Here is a 15469-nt window from a genome sequence, read left to right as displayed (position 1 = left end):
GAAACCAATCCCACGTTCGCCGGTGCGACCGGGCCTTGAGCGCTATGACTGTCATAGCGAAATCCGATGAATGCGCCCTGCTGTGGCAGGGCGTGCTGGCCCAGGCGGCCGCGCACATGCGGCGCTGCGGCGCGCACCCTGGACGCACCGTGGTGCTGGTGCCCTACGCCCAGCTCATGCCCTGGGCGCAGCGCTGCTGGACCGACCACCAGGGCGACGGCTTTGCGCCCCGCTTCCAGACCACGCGCAGCTGGGCGCGGCAACTGGCCCCTTTTTCTCCCCAGGGCGACGACCTGGCGGGCGACCTGGCGCGCGACACGCTCACCGCCCGCGCGCTGCTGGACCGCGCGGGCCTGGCCGCCCAGCGCGACGTGCTGGCCGCGCCGCTGCAAGAGGCGGCAGGCCAACTCGCCGCCGTGGTGGCCGCCGTTCCGCCCGCGCGGCGCGAAGCCTGGGCTGCGCAGGCGCGCAGGCTGCTGCCCGAGGCCGACGAAGCCTCCGCCCTGCGCCTGGAGGCGGTGGCGGCGCGCATCGCGCTCGAATGGGTGCTGGCCTCGCGCCACGCCACCGACGTGCTGTTCGACCCTGGCGTGCGCGGCGCCGTGGACGCGCTGGTGCTGCTGGGCGGCTTCCAGGCAGACCTGCTGGCGCAGGCGCTGCAAGACCATTGGGGCGACCGGGCGCTGTCCTTGGCGCTGCCTGCCGATGCGCCCATGGGCCAGATCGCCCTGCATGCCGCGCACGATGCCGAGGACGAAGCCCAGCGCGCCGCCGCCTGCGTGCTGGCGCACCTGGCCGCCGGGCGCGCGCCCGTGGCGCTGGCGGCCAACGACCGGGCGCTCACCCGCCGCATCAGCGCCCATCTGCAAAGCCACGGCGTGGCCGTGCGCGACGAGCACGGCTGGACGCTCTCCACCACCCGCGCTGCGGTGCGGCCCATGGCACTGCTCAAAGGCTGTGCCTGGAACGCATCGACCGACGAGGTGCTGGACTGGCTCAAGCACGCCCCCGCCATCGCCCCCGCCACGCTCGATGCGCTGGAGCGCGCCCTGCGCCGCAACGCCATCGCCACCTGGGCCGACGCGGCGGAGCGCGACTGGCAGCGCCACCCTGCCGTCAAAGCCTGCGTGGAACAAGTGCAGCAATGGCGTGAGGCCCTGCGCGCACCGCGCCCCCTGGCGCAGTGGCTGCAAGCCCTGCGCGACCTGCTCGCCGCCACCGGCCAGTGGCCCGTGCTGGCGGACGACGCCGCAGGCGCGCGCGTGCTGGTCGCCCTGCGCCTGCAGGCGGGCCAGGAGGCCGAGACAGAAGCCTGGGCCAGCGCCGCCCGCCGCATGCCCCTGGCCGAATTCACCCGCTGGGCCAACGAGGTGCTGGAAGCCGCCCGCTACGTCCCGCCCCACGCGGGCGACGCGCCGGTCGCCGTGCTGCCCCTGCCCAACCTGCTCGCACGCCCCTTCGCCGCCCTGGTGCTGCCCGGCTGCGACGAAAAGCGCCTGCCCGCATCCCCCGAACCGCCGGGCCCATGGACGTCGGCCCAGCGCGCCGCCTGGGGCCTGCCCACCCGCGAAGCCCTGGAGGCCGCCCAGCGCGCCGCCTGGCGCAGCGCCTTGCAGACTGCGGCCGTGGACGTGCTCTGGCGCACCGGCGACGAGGGCGGCGAGCCCCTGCTCGCCAGCCCCCTGGTGCTGGCCCTGCCGCGCCAGGACGGTGCCGACGCCCGCGTCCCGCGCAGCGTGCCCGCCGCACCCACGCCCCGGCCCCTGCCGGACGGCAGCGCACTGCCCGTGCGGCGCCTGTCGTCCACCGCGTATTCCGACCTGCGCCACTGCCCCTACCGCTTCTTCGCGCTGCGCCTGCTGGGCCTGCAAGAGGCCGACGAACTGGACGCCGAGGTGGACAAGCGCGACTTCGGCACCTGGCTGCACGCGGTGCTGCAGCACTTCCACGAAGGCTTGCTGGCAGAGCCCACGCACGACCGCACGGTGCGCATGGACGAGGCCGCCCGGGCCGTCACGCGCCAGCAAGGCTTGGGCGAGGGTGACTTTCTGCCCTTTGCCGCAGGCTGGCCCCAGGTGCGCGACGGCTACTTGCGCTGGCTGGCGCAGCACGAACAGGCGGGCGCCGCCTTCCAGCAGGCCGAGGTCGAGGCCACCCAGCCCCTGGGCGCGCTGCAACTGGTCGGCAAGCTCGACCGCATCGACGCCACGCCCGACGGCGTCCTGGTCATCGACTACAAAACCGAAAGCGACAGCGCCACCCGCCAGCGCATCAAGGCAGGCGGCGAGGACACGCAACTGGCCTTCTACGCCGCGCTGCTGCACCACGATACGCTGCGCGCCGCCTACGTCAACGTGGGCGAGCGCGGCGAGACGCACATGCACGAACAGTCAGACGTGGTGCATCTGCGCGACCTGCTGGTCGAAGGCATCCAGCACGACTTTCAGCGCATCGCAGAGGGCGCGCCGCTGCCCGCGCTGGGTGAGGGCGCCGTGTGCGATTACTGCGCCGCACGCGGCCTCTGCCGCAAGGATTTCTGCGAATGAAGGCCGCCTACGAACACAACGGCCAACCGGTTACACGTGAGGCGTTCTACGCCATCGCCTGCGACCCCGCGCGCAGCGTGGCCGTGGAAGCCTGCGCGGGCGCGGGCAAGACCTGGATGCTCGTCTCGCGCATGCTGCGCGCGCTGCTCGACGGCGCCGCGCCGCACGAGATCCTGGCCATCACCTTCACCAAGAAGGCCGCGGGCGAGATGCGCCAGCGCCTGCAGGAATGGCTGGAGCAGTTCGCCCACGCCCCGCTCGACACCCTGACCCATGAGCTGATTGCAAGAGGAATCAGCCCCCAGCGCGCTCTGGATCAGCGCGAGGCGCTACAAAATCTATACCAAACCCTGCTCGCCAGCGGCAGGCCGGTGCAGATACGCACCTTCCACAGTTGGTTCGCCGCGCTGCTGGGCACGGCCCCGCTGGCGCTGCTGCAGGCCCAGGGCCTGCCCGCGCATTTCGAGCTGCTCGAAGACGACGCCGAGGCCGTGCGCGAGGTGTGGCGCCCCTTCCTGCACGCCGTGGCTGACGATGCCGGGCTGCGCGCCGACTACGAGGCCGTGGTCGCCTGCCATGGCCGATCACAGACGCACAAGGCGCTGGAGGCGGCGCTCGCCAAGCGCGTGGAGTTCGACCTGGCCGATGCCAACGGCACCGTCGATGCCTCGGTGGAACCCGCAGTGGTGCTGTTCCCCGACCTGGCGGATGACGTGGACCCGGCGCGGGCGCTGCTGCGCAACGAACGCGACGCCCTGCTGGCCGCCGCCCTGGCGCTGGGCCGCGCCAGCGCACCCACCTTCTCGGCCAAGGGCGTGGATCTGGAGGCGGCGGTCAGCGCGGGCAACGCCGACGGCCTGGCCGACGCCCTGCTCACCCAGAAGGGCGAGCCGCGCAAGTTCAGCGACAAGCTGGCGGGCATCGAACAGGTGCGCCACGCCCAGGCGCTGTGCCAGCGCGCCCTGGCCGCCCGCCGCCAGCACGCCGCCTGGCAGCACCAGCAGCGCATGGCGCGCCTCGCGCGCTGCCTGATCGCGCAGTACGCCGCCGTCAAGCACCAGCGCGGCTGGGTGGACATGAACGACGTGGAGCGCACGGCCCTCGTGATGCTGGCCGACCCGGTGGTCAGCGGCTGGGTGCAGGAGCGCCTGGACGCCCGCGTGCGCCACCTGCTGGTGGACGAATTCCAGGACACCAACCCGCTGCAATGGCAGGCGCTGCATGCCTGGCTGTCGGGCTACGCGGGCTCGGGCGGTGGCGCAAGCGGCCAGAAAGCGCCCAGCGTGTTCATCGTGGGCGACCCCAAGCAGAGCATCTACCGCTTCCGCCGTGCCGAGCCGCAGGTGTTCATCGCCGCGCAGCGCTTCGTGCGCGAGGGCCTGGGCGGCGACCTGCTGGCCTGCGACCACACGCGCCGCAACGCCACGGGCGTCATCGCTGCCGTCAACCATGTCATGGGCGCGGCCCAGGCGCAGGGCGAGACGGTGGGCTTTCGCAGCCACACCACCGAATCCACAGACCCCGGCGCGCTGCTGCGCCTGCCCCCCATCCTGCCGCCCGATGTGGACGGCGGCGCGGGCGCCGACCCGATGGCATGGCGCGACAGCCTCACCGAGCCTCGCCACGCGCCCGAGGAAACCCAGCGCATGCGCGAATGCGCCCAGGCCGCCGCGTGGGTGGCCGCGCAGATCGCCGCAGGCACGCTGCCCGACGAGGTGCTGGTGCTGGCCCGCAAGCGCGACCGCCTTGCCGCCATGCAGGACGCCCTGCGCGCCCTGCACCTGCCCTGCGTGCAGCCCGAAAAGGCCGACCTGTACGACGCGCCCGAGGTGCAGGACGTGATCGCGCTGCTGGACGCGCTGGTGTCACCAGGGCACGACCTCTCGCTGGCGCGCGCGCTCAAGTCGCCGCTCTTCGGCCTGGGCGACGACGCCCTGGTGCAGCTCGCCCTCGCGGCCAAGGCCGAAGGCGCGAGCTGGTTCGATGTACTACAAAAAAGTGAGCTACCTGCGCTTGTCCAGCAAGCACTAGCGGCCAATTTGGCTCTATATAAAACCTGGGTGGACGCACTGCCGCCCCACGACGCCCTGCACGCCATCTACCAGCACGCCGACGTGCTGGCCCGCTTCGCAGCCGCCGCGCCCGCCGCCCAGCGCGCCGTGGTGCAGGCCAACCTGCGCGCCCTGCTGTCGGCCGCCTTGCAGCACGACGGGGGCCGTTACCTCACGCCCTACGCCTTCGTGCGCGCCATGAAGCGGGGCGGCGTGCGCGCCCCGGGCCGGGCCGACGCGCAGGCCGTGCGGCTGCTGACCGTCCACGGCGCCAAAGGACTGGAGGCGCGTTGCGTGCTGCTGCTCGACACCGACACCCGCCCGCAGAAGGCCGAGACCATGGGCGTGCTGGTGGACTGGCCCGGCGAGCAGGCCGCGCCCGCGCGCTTCGTCTTTTTGGCCAGCGGATCCAACCCGCCCCCCAGCGCGGTCGATGCCCTGGCCGCGGAGCAGCAGGCCCGCCAGCGCGAGGAGCTGAACATGCTCTACGTGGCCATGACGCGCGCCAAGCACTGCCTGGCGATCTCGTCCGTGCAGCCCGCTACGCAGGCTGGCGGCAGTTGGTGGGCACGCCTGTCGCCGCTGATGGCCGAGGCGGATGCGCAGGCCGTGGCCCCGCACGCGCAAGCCCCCGCGCACGGCAGCATCACCCTGCTGGAACTGCCCCCGCTGCCCGATCACCTGCGCGCCAATCCAACGGCCCAGGACGCTGCCGAAGCCTCCACCCCCGCCACCCGCCTGGGCGAAGCCATGCACCAGCTGCTGGAGCAGGCGGGCGTGGCAGGCGCCCCCCTGGCCGACCTGCGCGCCCACGGCTGGCCCGCAGCCCGCGTGGCGCGGCTGGCGCAGGACTTCGACATCACGCCCGACGCCGCCCGCCAGGCCGCCCGCACCGCCCAGCGCATCCTGGCGGGCGAGGGCGCCTGGGCCTGGGACACCGCCAGCGTGGACACCGCCATCAACGAAGCCCCCCTGCGCCACCAGGGCCAGAGCCTGCGGCTGGACCGCCTCGTCCACTGCCAGCACCCGCCCGAGCGCGCAGGCTGGTGGGTGCTGGACTACAAGAGCGCCGCCCAGCCCGAGCGCCAGCAGGCCCTGCTTGACCAACTGCGCCGCTACCGTGCGGCGGTGCAGGCCCAGTTTCCTGGCGAGCGCGTGCATGCCGCCCTGCTGGCGGGCGACGGGCGCATGGTGTTGGTGGACGACACCCCCCAGGCCAGCCTGTTCTGATGACCATGACCATCCCTTCAACCCCCCATGAAGCCGCCATCGTCGGCGGCGGCCCGGCAGGGCTCATGGCTGCCGAAACACTGGCCCAGGCCGGCGTGGCAGTGCATGTGTTCGACGCCATGCCCTCCGTGGGCCGCAAGTTCCTGCTCGCAGGCAAGGGCGGGCTCAACCTCACGCATTCAGAACCTCACGCCGCGTTCGCCGCCCGCTACGGTGCGCGCCAGGCGCAGGTCGAGCCGCTGCTGACGGCCTTTGGCGGCCCCGAGCTGCGCGCCTGGGCGCACGGGCTGGGGGTGGAGACCTTCGTGGGCACCTCAGGCCGCGTTTTCCCCACCGACATGAAGGCCGCGCCCCTGCTGCGCGCCTGGCTGCAACGCCTGCGCGCCCTGGGCGTGCAGTTGCACATGCGCCACCGCTGGCTGGGCTGGGCGGATGGCGCCGCGCTGCGCTTCGCCACCCCGGCGGGCGAGGTGCGCGCATCCGCCCGCGCCGTGGTGCTGGCCCTGGGCGGCGCCAGTTGGGCGCGTTTGGGCTCCGACGGTGCGTGGGCCCCTGTGCTGGCCGAAAAAGGCATCCCCATCGCCCCCTTGCAGCCCGCCAACTGCGGCTTCGACGTGCGGGGCGGCTGGACGCCGCACTTCATCGAGCGCTTTGCGGGCCAGCCGTTCAAGACGGTGGTGTTGAGCGTGGGCGACGGCTTTCGCCGCCGGGGCGAGTTCGTCGCCACCGCCACGGGCGTGGAAGGCAGCCTGATTTACGCCGCGTCGCACCTGCTGCGCGACGAGATCGCCGCCCACGGCCACGCCACCTTCCATCTCGACCTGCTGCCTGACCATGCGCCCGAGCGCGTGCTGGCCGAGGTGCGCCACCCGCGCGGCGCACGCTCGCTGTCCAGCCACCTCAAGGGCCGCCTGGGGCTGGACGGCATCAAGGCGGGCATCCTGTACGAGCACCTGGGCAAGGACGGCATGAGCGACGCAGCAGCCCTGGCCCGCGCCATCAAGGCCCTGCCCATCACCGTGGTGGCCCCGCGCCCCATCGATGAGGCCATCAGCACGGCGGGGGGCGTGCCCTTCGAGGCGCTGGACGAGCACCTGATGCTGCGTGCCCTGCCGGGCGTGTTCTGTGCGGGCGAGATGCTGGACTGGGAGGCGCCCACAGGCGGCTACCTGCTGACGGCCTGCTTCGCCACGGGGCGCGTTGCAGGGGAGGGCGCGGCACAGTGGCTGCGTGAGATGCCCGCGCAGGGCGAAGGGAATGGGGGAGGAAAAAAGAAGAAGTTGACGAGCCTTACCCCCGGCACTGACTCCACAGTTAGGGCTGCTTGGTTCCCCACCTGACCCGGTTGGCCGCTTCACCATGCGAGGAGGCCCGTCAAGAGCGAATTCTACCCCCTGTGGCGCTACGCGCCTTCCCCCTTCTCTCTACGCGCTTCGCGCCAGGGGAAGGGGGACGACACCAGCGCGGCGGGGCGGCCCTTGCGCGGTGTCTCTCGCTTCGGGCGCGCCGGTATCGACTGGCGGGGGCCATAGAATCACTGCCCTATGTCTTACCTCGTGCTCGCCCGCAAGTACCGGCCCCGCAATTTCACCGAGATGGTGGGGCAGGAGCATGTGGTGCAGGCCCTGACCAACGCGCTGACGCAGCAGCGGCTGCACCATGCCTACCTGTTCACGGGCACGCGGGGCGTGGGCAAGACGACGGTGTCGCGCATTCTGGCCAAGTCGCTCAACTGCCAGGGGGCGGACGGGCAGGGCGGCATCACCGCCACGCCCTGCGGCGTGTGCGACGCCTGCCGCGACATCGACGCGGGGCGGTTCGTTGACTACACCGAGCTGGACGCGGCCTCGAACCGGGGGGTCGATGAGGTGCAGGGCCTGCTGGAGCAGGCGGTCTATAAGCCGGTGCAGGGGCGCTTCAAGGTCTTCATGATCGACGAAGTCCACATGCTCACCAACACGGCGTTCAACGCCATGCTCAAGACGCTGGAGGAGCCGCCCGAGTACCTGAAGTTCGTGCTCGCCACGACCGATCCGCAGAAGGTGCCGGTCACCGTGCTGTCGCGCTGCCTGCAGTTCAACCTGCGGCCCATGGCGCCCGAGACGGTGCTGGAGCACCTCACGCGCGTGCTGGCGCAAGAGGCCGTGCCTGCCGAGCCCCAGGCGCTGCGCCTGCTGTCGCGGGCGGCGCGCGGCTCCATGCGCGATGCGCTGTCGCTCACCGACCAGGCCATCGCCTTCGGCAGCGGCCAGTTGCAGGAGGCCAGCGTGCGCCAGATGCTGGGCGCGGTGGACCGCTCCTACGTTTTCCGCCTGATCGACGCGCTGGCGCAGAACGATGGCCGCACGGTGGTCGAGACCTCGGACGCGCTGCGCCGCAATGGCCTGTCCGCCGCTTCGACCCTGGAGGACATGAGCGCCGTGCTCCAGCGCATGGCCGTGTTCCAGGCCGTGCCGCAGATGGCCGATGCAGTGGATGCCAGCGACCCCGAGGCGGCGGAGACGGCCCGGCTGGCGGCGCAGATGCCTGCCGACGAGACGCAACTGCTGTACAGCCTGTGCCTGCATGGCCGGGGCGAGCTGGGGCTGGCCCCCGACGAATACGCTGCGCTGACCATGGTGCTGCTGCGCCTGCTGGCCTTCAAGCCCGGTGCAGGCGGCAGTGCCCCACCGGCTGAAAAAAAAACTCTGACACGGCCTGAGCCGCCGCCCGCGCCGGTTCCCGCGCCGCCTGCGGCCCCGACACCCGCCCCCGTGGCGCTGCCCGTTCGCACGGCGGAGAATTTTGATAGAAATCGGCCTCCAGCGCTTTCCAGAAAAGCACATGTAGCTCCTGAAGTTGTAGCAATCCCGGTGCGCGAAGTGCCGGAGCCCGGTGAGCGCCTTCAGCCCACGCCTGCCGCAGTCCCCACGCCCGCAACGGCGCGCTACACGCCCACCGAGGAAGGCGACGTGTGGCACGCCGCCGTGCAGCAGCTCGTGGCGACCGAGGCCGTCACCGCCCTGGTGCGCGAACTGGCCCTGCAGTCGCAGCTCGTGGCCCGCGACGGCGCCCACTGGCTGCTGCGCGTGGAGCGCGAGTCGCTCAACCAGCCCACGGCCCGCGAGCGCCTGCGCGCCGCGCTGGAGGCGGCAGGCCATGCCAGCCAGATCAGCGTGGAGGTGGGCCGCGTCATCGACAGCCCCGCCCGCCGCAACGCCGCCGCCGCCGCCGAGCGCCAGCGCCGCGCCGAGGAAATCGTGGTGAACGATCCCTACGTGCAAGCCCTCATGCGCGACTACGGCGCGAAAATCGTGCCCGGCAGCATCAAGCCTGTGTGATTTCTTCTCCCATTCGTCAAAAAAGGAAACATCCCATGTTCAACAAAGGACAACTCGCCGGCCTCATGAAGCAGGCCCAGGCCATGCAGGACAACCTCAAGAAAGCCCAGGACGAACTGGCGCTGATCGAAGTGGAAGGCGAGTCCGGCGCGGGCCTCGTGAAGGTGCTGATGACCTGCAAGCACGACGTGAAGCGCGTCACCATCGACCCCAGCCTGCTGGCCGACGACAAGGACATGCTCGAAGACCTGGTGGCCGCCGCCTTCAACGCCGCCGTGCGCAAGGCCGAGGAAACCTCGGCCGAGAAGATGGGCAAGCTCACGGCAGGCCTGCCTGCCGGGATGAAGCTGCCCTTCTGAAAAATGAAGGAACACCCCCCTGAGCCGCTACGCGGCTTCCCCCCGCTCTCGCGCTTTGCGCGGGCAGGGGGACGACGCCAGTGGCCGGGCCAAGCCCGCTCCACGGCGTCTGCTGGCATGGGGCTGCGCCAGTTTCATGTGGCAGGGGCGGTGTGCAGCGCCCTGCATGGCTGACATGGCTGCCAGCCACTCCCTCGATACCCTGATCCAGGCGCTGCGCCGCCTGCCGGGCGTGGGCGTCAAGTCGGCGCAGCGCATGGCCTTTCACCTGCTGCAGCACGACCGCGCGGGGGCGGAGCAGCTCTCGCGCGCGCTGCACGAGGCCGTAGGCAGCGTGCAGCACTGCGCGCGCTGCCACACCTTTACCGAGGCCGAGGTCTGCGCTACCTGCCTGGACCCGGCGCGCGACGCCACGCGGCTGTGCGTGGTCGAGACGCCCGCCGACCAGGCCGCGATGGAGCGCACGGGCGCCTTCAAGGGGCTGTACTTCGTGCTCATGGGGCGCCTGTCGCCGCTCGACGGCATCGGCCCCCGCGAGATCGGCCTGCAAAAGCTCATGGAGCGCGCCACCGACGGCACGGTGCAGGAGGTGATCCTGGCCACCAACTTCAACGCCGAGGGCGAGGCCACGGCGCACGCCATCAGCGAGGCGCTCAAGGGCCGTGGCATGCACGTCACGCGCCTGGCGCGCGGCGTGCCCGTGGGCAGCGAGCTGGAATACGTGGACCTGTCCACCATCGCGCATGCGCTGGTGGACAGGCGGTAACTCACAAATTGATAGCTACTGGTGCTTGCTGCATAAGCGCTGGAGGCCAAAAAGACATATAAAAATGTCCGCCAGCAAGGCGTGCCAGAAATCCAAAATCCAATGTCGGATGCTCTACAGTGGCGGACTCATTCGTCTGCCACAAGGAGTGCATCCATGACCTTCAGCCTCAGCATCGGCCCGCTCGTCTCGCTCATCGCGGGCATCCTCATCCTCGTCATGCCCCGGTTGCTCAGCACCATCGTGGCGCTGTACCTCATCGTCATGGGCATCCTCGGCTTGCTGGGCATGCACACCCTGAAGCTGTGAAAGGTCAGCGGCGCTTGACCTTCGACGGCGTGCCGCCCTTGCGTGCGGGCGCCGCCGTCCGCTGGCCCGCCTTGCCGCTGGCGGCCCGCGCCGAGGCCGGGCGCACCGGCAGATAGACCACCACCTGCTGCCCCACCTTGAAGGCGGCGTTGGCGCGCACGTCGTTCCAGTCGGCCACGCTGGATGCGGCCAGCTTGTAGCGCCGGGCAATGCTGGCCACCGTGTCGCCCTTGCCCGCGCGCACGGTGGTACGGCGGGTGACGATCTCGGGCGCGAAGGCCACCTGGCCGTTGTCCGCCAGGTGCGGCGACACGTCCTGCCGCACCGCAGCCGAGCGGGGGACCATGAGGGCCGAGCCCGCCTTGATGAGCATGCGCGGCGGAATGTTGTTGACGGCGCGCAGGTCGGCTTCGCTCATGCCCGCGCGCTGGGCAGCCTCGGCCACCGTCATGGTGGTGGGCACGGACCAGACGGTCCAGCTCGCGTACTGGCCTTCGCGGCGCGCTTCCAGGTTGCGCTGGAAGACCTTGGCGTTGTCCCAGGGCAGCAGGATGCGCGGCGTGCCCGCCGCCAGGATCACCGGCTTGTGGAAGGACGGGTTGAGCGCGCGGAAGTCTTCCTCGCGCACGTCGGCCAGCGCGGCGACCAGGGCCACGTCGATGTCGTGCTGGATCTCCACCGTCTGGAAGTAGGGGTGGTTCTCGATCAGTGGCAGCTCGGTGCGGAAAGCCTCGGGGCGGGCCACGATGTTCTTCACGGCCTGCAGCTTGGGCACGTACAGGCGCGTTTCGGCGGGCATGCTCAGGTCGGTGTAGCCGGTGCCCAGGCCCAGCTTCTGGTTGCGGGCGATGGCGCGGCTGACGCTGCCCTCGCCCCAGTTGTAGGCGGCCAGGGCCAGGTGCCAGTCGCCGAACATGTTGTAGAGCTTCTGCAGGTAATCGAGCGCGGCGCGGGTGGACGCGAGCACGTCGCGCCGGTCGTCGCGGAAGGCGTTCTGCTTCAGTTCAAAGTAGCTGCCCGTGGCGGGCATGAACTGCCACATGCCCGCCGCCTTGGCGCTAGAGACGGCCTGGGGGTTGAACGCGCTCTCGATGTAGGGCAGCAGCGCCAGTTCGGTGGGCATGCCGCGCCGCTCCAGCTCCTCGACGATGTGGAACAGGTACTTGCTGGAGCGCTCCGTCATGCGCTGGATGTAGTCGGGCCGCGATGCGTACCACTGCTCGCGGTCCTGCACCAGCTCGTGCTGCAGGTCGGGCATGGCGAAGCCCCGGCGGATGCGGTCCCACAGGTCGGCGGGGGCCGAGAGCGAGGCCACCTCGCCGCTGGCCGCCTGCGCCGCCGTGATGGGCCGCAGCGGGCCGTTGGGGTACTGGGGCGTGTGGGACTTGGGGGCGCTGTCCGTGGGGGTGTCGCCGCCTTGCGGCGTCCCCGTGGTGGCGCAGCCTGTGAGCCAGAGTGCGACCGCCAGGCAGGCGATGGGCAAAAGTTTCATCGGAACTCGTTCTTCCATTCACGCAGCGCGGCCAGCACGGCCACGGCGTCATCTTGATTTTTCACCTGCGCGGCCTGGGCCACTGTGGGCACGCGCACGCGCAGGAAAGGGTTGATGTCGCGCTCCAGCGCCAGGCGCGAGGGCAGGGTGGGTTCGCCCCGCGCCCGCAGCGCCGCGCACTGGCTGCTGTAGTGGAGCAGCGCGGCGTTGCCAGGTTCCACGGCACGCGCGAATTTCAGGTTGGACAGGGTGTACTCGTGCGTGCAGCACACGCGGGTGTCACCGGGCAGCGCGGCCAACTGGTCCAGCGAATGGAGCATCTGCGCGGGCGTGCCCTCGAACAGCCGTCCGCAGCCGCCCGAGAACAGTGTGTCGCCGCAGAACAGCAGCGGCGCGCCGTCCATGGCGGGGCAGTAGTAGGCGATGTGGCCGGCCGTGTGGCCGGGCACGTCCAGCACCGCAAAGCGCAGGCCCAGCACGTCCACCGCATCGCCTTGCGCCAGCCGCACCAGCGGCTCGGGAATGCGCTCGCGCGCCGGGCCGTGGACCACGGCGCCCGTGGCCTCGCGCAGCGCGTCCACGCCGCCGACATGATCGGAGTGGTGGTGCGTGACTAGAATGGCCGCAAGCCGCAAACCCAGGCGCTCCAGGGCCTGGAACACGGGCGCGGCGTCCCCCGGATCGACGACGACTGCCTGGCGCCCGTCGTGCAGCATCCAGATGTAGTTGTCGGTAAAGGCGGGCAGCGGCAGCAAGTTCATGAGCGACGAAATTATAGGTTTGCACCACTGGTTCGATTCCCCGCAAGGCCGCTACCTGCTGGCCTGGGAACAGGCGCGTTTCGACGAGGCCGTGGCCGACATCTTCGGCTACCACAGCGTGCAATTGGGCATGCCCCTGCTGCAGGGCCTGCGCGCCAACCGCATGCCGCACCAGTGGCTGGCGCTGGAGCAGAACATCCAGGGCGAGGCCACCCCCCACCTGCTGGCCGACCCTGTGGCGCTGCCGTTCGCGTCCGCCAGCCTGGACCTGCTGGTGCTGCCCCACACGCTGGAGCTGAGTGTGGACCCGCACGCCGCGCTGCGCGAGGTGGAGCGCGTGCTGGTGCCCGAGGGCCGCGTGGTCATCAGCGGCCTGAACCCCGCCAGCCTGTGGGGCCTGCGCCAGCGGCGCGCGCGGCTGTTGCGCGGCGCGCTGTACCTGCCCGACGCGGGCGAGTTCATCGGCCACCGGCGCCTGCGCGACTGGCTGCGGCTGCTCAACTTCGAGGTCGAGTCGGCCCGCTTCGGCTGCTACCGCCCGGCGGTGCGCAGCGCGCAGTGGCTGGATCGCTTCGGCTGGATGGACCCGCTGGGCGAGAAGTGGTGGCCCATCCTGGGCGCGGCATACTTCATCGTCGCCACCAAGCGCGTGCATGGCATGCGCCTGCTGGAGCCCGCCTGGCGCACCAGCCCTCAGCGCGCGCCGGGCACCGTGCCCGTCGTCAACAGAACACCCCAACACAGGAACACCAAGATTTGAACCAGGTAGAGATTTACACCGACGGCGCCTGCAAGGGCAACCCGGGCCCCGGCGGCTGGGGCGCGCTGCTGCGCTCGGGCAGCACCGAGAAGGAGCTGTTCGGCGGCGAGCTGGGCACCACCAACAACCGCATGGAGCTGCTGGCCGTGATCGAGGCGCTGTCGGCCTTGAAGCGCCCCTGCGCCGTCACGCTGTACCTGGACAGCCAGTACGTGCGCCAGGGCATCACCGAATGGATTCACGGCTGGAAGGCCAAGGGCTGGCGCACCGCGTCCAAGCAGCCCGTGAAGAACGTCGATCTGTGGCAGCGCCTGGACGCGCTGGTGAGCAACGGCGGCCACCGCATCGAATGGCGCTGGGTGAAGGGGCATTCCGGCGACCCGGGCAACGAGCGCGCCGACGCGCTGGCCAACCGGGGCGTGGAGCAGGCGCGCCAGCAGGGCTGAGCCTGTAAATCAGTCAGTCCGCGATGGCCTGCACGGCGTCCTGCACCTCGCGCGCCTGCTGCGGGCGCACCAGCCGCGCCACTTCCTGGCCGTCTTTCAGAAAGACCAGCGTGGGCCACAGCTTCACGCCAAAGCTGCGCCCCAGGCGCTGGCCGGGGCCGTCCTCGATCTTGACGTGGGCCACGTCGGCGCGGCCTTGCAGGGCCTGCTCGATGAGCGGCTGGGCGCGTTGGCAGTGGCCGCACCAGGGCGCGCCGAATTCGATCACCGTCGCGCCGGGCAGGGCATCCACTTCGGCGCGCGTGGGGTTCAGGATTTGGGGCAGGTGCTGGGTCTGGAACATCAGATCACTCCGTCGAACATCATCACATCCACCGCGTCGCCCACGGCCACGTCGCCCTGGTCGTGGCCCAGCACGATGAGGCCGTTGGCATGCACCATGGAGCTGAGCATGCCCGAGCCCTGGTTGCCCGTGCTGCGCACCCGCAGCGTGCCGTCGGGCGCGGCGGCGACGATGCCGCGCTGGTACTCGGTGCGGCCCGGCTTCTTGCGCAGCGGGCACGCGGCCACCGCGCGCAGCAGCGGCGGCGCGGGGCGGGTGCAGCCCATCATGCGCAGCAGGGCGGGGCGCACGAAGGCGAGGAAGCTCACCATCACCGCCACGGGGTTTCCGGGCAGGCCGAACAGCACTGAACTATTGTTTTGATAGCTACCTGTGCTTGATGGATAAGCGCTAGAGGCCGATTTGGCTTGAATTCTGCCGACAGCCATGGGGCGGCCTGGCCGCATGGCGATGCGCCAGAAGGCCACGTCGCCCAGCTTCTGCATCATGGTGCGCGTGTGGTCGGCGTCGCCCGCGCTCACGCCGCCGCTGGTGACGATGGCGTCGGCGCGGCGGGCGGCTTCGAGCAGGGCCGCTTCGAGTTGGGCGGGGTCGTCGCGCACGGCGCCCAGGTCGATCACGTCCACGCCCAGGCGCGCCAGCAGGCCCCGCATGGCGTGGCGGTTGCTGTCATAGACGGCGCCCTCGCGCGGGGGCTCGCCCAGGCTCAGGATCTCGTCGCCGGTCGAAAAATACGCCACGCGCAGGCGGCGCAGCACCGTCACCGTCTGCAGGCCCAGGCTGGCGAGCAGGCCCAGCGCGGCGGGCGTGAGCGGTTCGCCGCGCGCCAGCGCCGCGCGGCCTTGCATCAGGTCCTCGCCCTTGCGGCGGCGGTTGGCGCCGGGGCGCACGGCGTCGGCGGGGATGGTGATGCCGTCATCCTGCACGGTGACGAACTCCTGCGGCACCACCGTGTCCAGCCCCGCAGGCATGACGGCGCCGGTCATGATGCGCACGCACTCGCCTGCCGCCGCGCTACCGCTCCAGGGCTGGCCTGCCAGCGCCTTGCCGACGACGCGCAGCGTGAGCGGCTGGCCCGCCACGCGC

At 71.1% G+C, this 15469-nt stretch carries 12 protein-coding genes, 1 other RNA gene and 1 pseudogene; 9 read left to right on the top strand and 5 right to left on the bottom strand.

The annotated features are described in order from the left end of the window. Window positions 1-44 precede the first annotated feature (44 nt). The 3 genes and pseudogenes from QM569_RS10860 to QM569_RS10850 all read left to right on the top strand — a co-directional run. Window positions 45-2546, top strand: a complete 2502-nt coding sequence (locus QM569_RS10860; protein ID WP_414987245.1) for a PD-(D/E)XK nuclease family protein — start codon at window positions 45-47, stop codon at window positions 2544-2546. Continuing rightward, complete coding sequence (locus QM569_RS10855; protein ID WP_414987244.1) at window positions 2543-5827, top strand: UvrD-helicase domain-containing protein; 3285 nt, start codon at window positions 2543-2545, stop codon at window positions 5825-5827. Before QM569_RS10860 ends, QM569_RS10855 begins: the two co-directional genes overlap by 4 nt. 5 nt (window positions 5828-5832) lie before the next feature. After that, window positions 5833-7062, top strand: a pseudogene (locus tag QM569_RS10850) (TIGR03862 family flavoprotein); the annotation flags it as partial. 44 nt (window positions 7063-7106) lie between these two features. Here QM569_RS10850 and ffs read toward each other — a convergent pair. Next, window positions 7107-7203, bottom strand: an RNA gene (gene ffs / locus QM569_RS10845) — signal recognition particle sRNA small type. A gap of 168 nt (window positions 7204-7371) precedes the next feature. Between ffs and dnaX the strand changes: the two genes are divergently transcribed. The 4 genes from dnaX (at window position 7372) to QM569_RS10825 (ending at window position 10581) form a co-directional block, all read left to right on the top strand. Next, window positions 7372-9147 (top strand): DNA polymerase III subunit gamma/tau, encoded by a 1776-nt coding sequence (gene dnaX / locus QM569_RS10840; protein WP_414987243.1) that lies wholly within the window; start codon window positions 7372-7374, stop codon window positions 9145-9147. 35 nt (window positions 9148-9182) lie between these two features. After that, a complete protein-coding gene (locus tag QM569_RS10835; protein ID WP_414987242.1) occupies window positions 9183-9506 on the top strand; it encodes a YbaB/EbfC family nucleoid-associated protein in 324 nt (107 codons plus the stop codon). Between the two features lie 175 nt (window positions 9507-9681). Next, a complete protein-coding gene (gene recR / locus QM569_RS10830) occupies window positions 9682-10272 on the top strand; it encodes a recombination mediator RecR (RefSeq protein ID WP_414987291.1) in 591 nt (196 codons plus the stop codon). Window positions 10273-10428: 156 nt separating this feature from the next. Continuing rightward, window positions 10429-10581, top strand: a complete 153-nt coding sequence (locus tag QM569_RS10825; protein WP_414987241.1) for a DUF3096 domain-containing protein — start codon at window positions 10429-10431, stop codon at window positions 10579-10581. 4 nt (window positions 10582-10585) lie between these two features. On the opposite strand, the gene QM569_RS10820 is transcribed toward QM569_RS10825, so the two are convergent. Together QM569_RS10820 and gloB are read right to left on the bottom strand one after the other, a co-directional pair. Further along, the gene (locus tag QM569_RS10820; RefSeq protein ID WP_414987240.1) at window positions 10586-12073 is read right to left on the bottom strand and encodes a transglycosylase SLT domain-containing protein; all 1488 of its coding nucleotides are present in this window, start codon (window positions 12071-12073) and stop codon (window positions 10586-10588) included. Continuing rightward, the gene (gene gloB / locus QM569_RS10815; RefSeq protein WP_414987239.1) at window positions 12070-12834 is read right to left on the bottom strand and encodes a hydroxyacylglutathione hydrolase; all 765 of its coding nucleotides are present in this window, start codon (window positions 12832-12834) and stop codon (window positions 12070-12072) included. The genes QM569_RS10820 and gloB overlap by 4 nt, the downstream gene beginning before the upstream one ends. Here gloB and QM569_RS10810 point away from each other — a divergent pair. After that, window positions 12833-13594, top strand: coding sequence for a class I SAM-dependent methyltransferase (locus QM569_RS10810; protein ID WP_414987238.1), 762 nt, complete (start codon window positions 12833-12835; stop codon window positions 13592-13594). The two genes, gloB and QM569_RS10810, sit on opposite strands and share 2 nt — an antisense overlap. Further along, window positions 13591-14040, top strand: coding sequence for a ribonuclease HI (rnhA, locus tag QM569_RS10805; protein WP_414987237.1), 450 nt, complete (start codon window positions 13591-13593; stop codon window positions 14038-14040). Before QM569_RS10810 ends, rnhA begins: the two co-directional genes overlap by 4 nt. 13 nt (window positions 14041-14053) lie before the next feature. On the opposite strand, the gene QM569_RS10800 is transcribed toward rnhA, so the two are convergent. Beyond that, window positions 14054-14386, bottom strand: coding sequence for a thioredoxin family protein (locus QM569_RS10800; RefSeq protein WP_414987290.1), 333 nt, complete (start codon window positions 14384-14386; stop codon window positions 14054-14056). Then, window positions 14383-15469 (bottom strand): gephyrin-like molybdotransferase Glp (gene glp / locus QM569_RS10795; RefSeq protein ID WP_414987236.1); only part of this gene is annotated, 1087 nt, incomplete at its 5' end. The genes QM569_RS10800 and glp, both read right to left, overlap by 4 nt.

Origin of the sequence: Acidovorax sp., from assembly GCF_047607405.1 — a bacterium.
Lineage (GTDB): Bacteria > Pseudomonadota > Gammaproteobacteria > Burkholderiales > Burkholderiaceae_C > Acidovorax.
The sequence above is the reverse complement of the archived record's forward strand: the minus strand, read 5'-3'. Positions and strand labels throughout refer to the sequence as shown.

Coding starts and splice junctions, on each gene's coding strand:
- QM569_RS10860 (WP_414987245.1), top strand. CDS start 45: ATGACTGTCATAGCGAAATCCGATGAATGCGCCCTGCTGTGGCAGGGC.
- QM569_RS10855 (WP_414987244.1), top strand. CDS start 2,543: ATGAAGGCCGCCTACGAACACAACGGCCAACCGGTTACACGTGAGGCG.
- dnaX (WP_414987243.1), top strand. CDS start 7,372: ATGTCTTACCTCGTGCTCGCCCGCAAGTACCGGCCCCGCAATTTCACC.
- QM569_RS10835 (WP_414987242.1), top strand. CDS start 9,183: ATGTTCAACAAAGGACAACTCGCCGGCCTCATGAAGCAGGCCCAGGCC.
- recR (WP_414987291.1), top strand. CDS start 9,682: ATGGCTGCCAGCCACTCCCTCGATACCCTGATCCAGGCGCTGCGCCGC.
- QM569_RS10825 (WP_414987241.1), top strand. CDS start 10,429: ATGACCTTCAGCCTCAGCATCGGCCCGCTCGTCTCGCTCATCGCGGGC.
- QM569_RS10820 (WP_414987240.1), bottom strand. CDS start 12,073: ATGAAACTTTTGCCCATCGCCTGCCTGGCGGTCGCACTCTGGCTCACA.
- QM569_RS10810 (WP_414987238.1), top strand. CDS start 12,833: ATGAGCGACGAAATTATAGGTTTGCACCACTGGTTCGATTCCCCGCAA.
- gloB (WP_414987239.1), bottom strand. CDS start 12,834: ATGAACTTGCTGCCGCTGCCCGCCTTTACCGACAACTACATCTGGATG.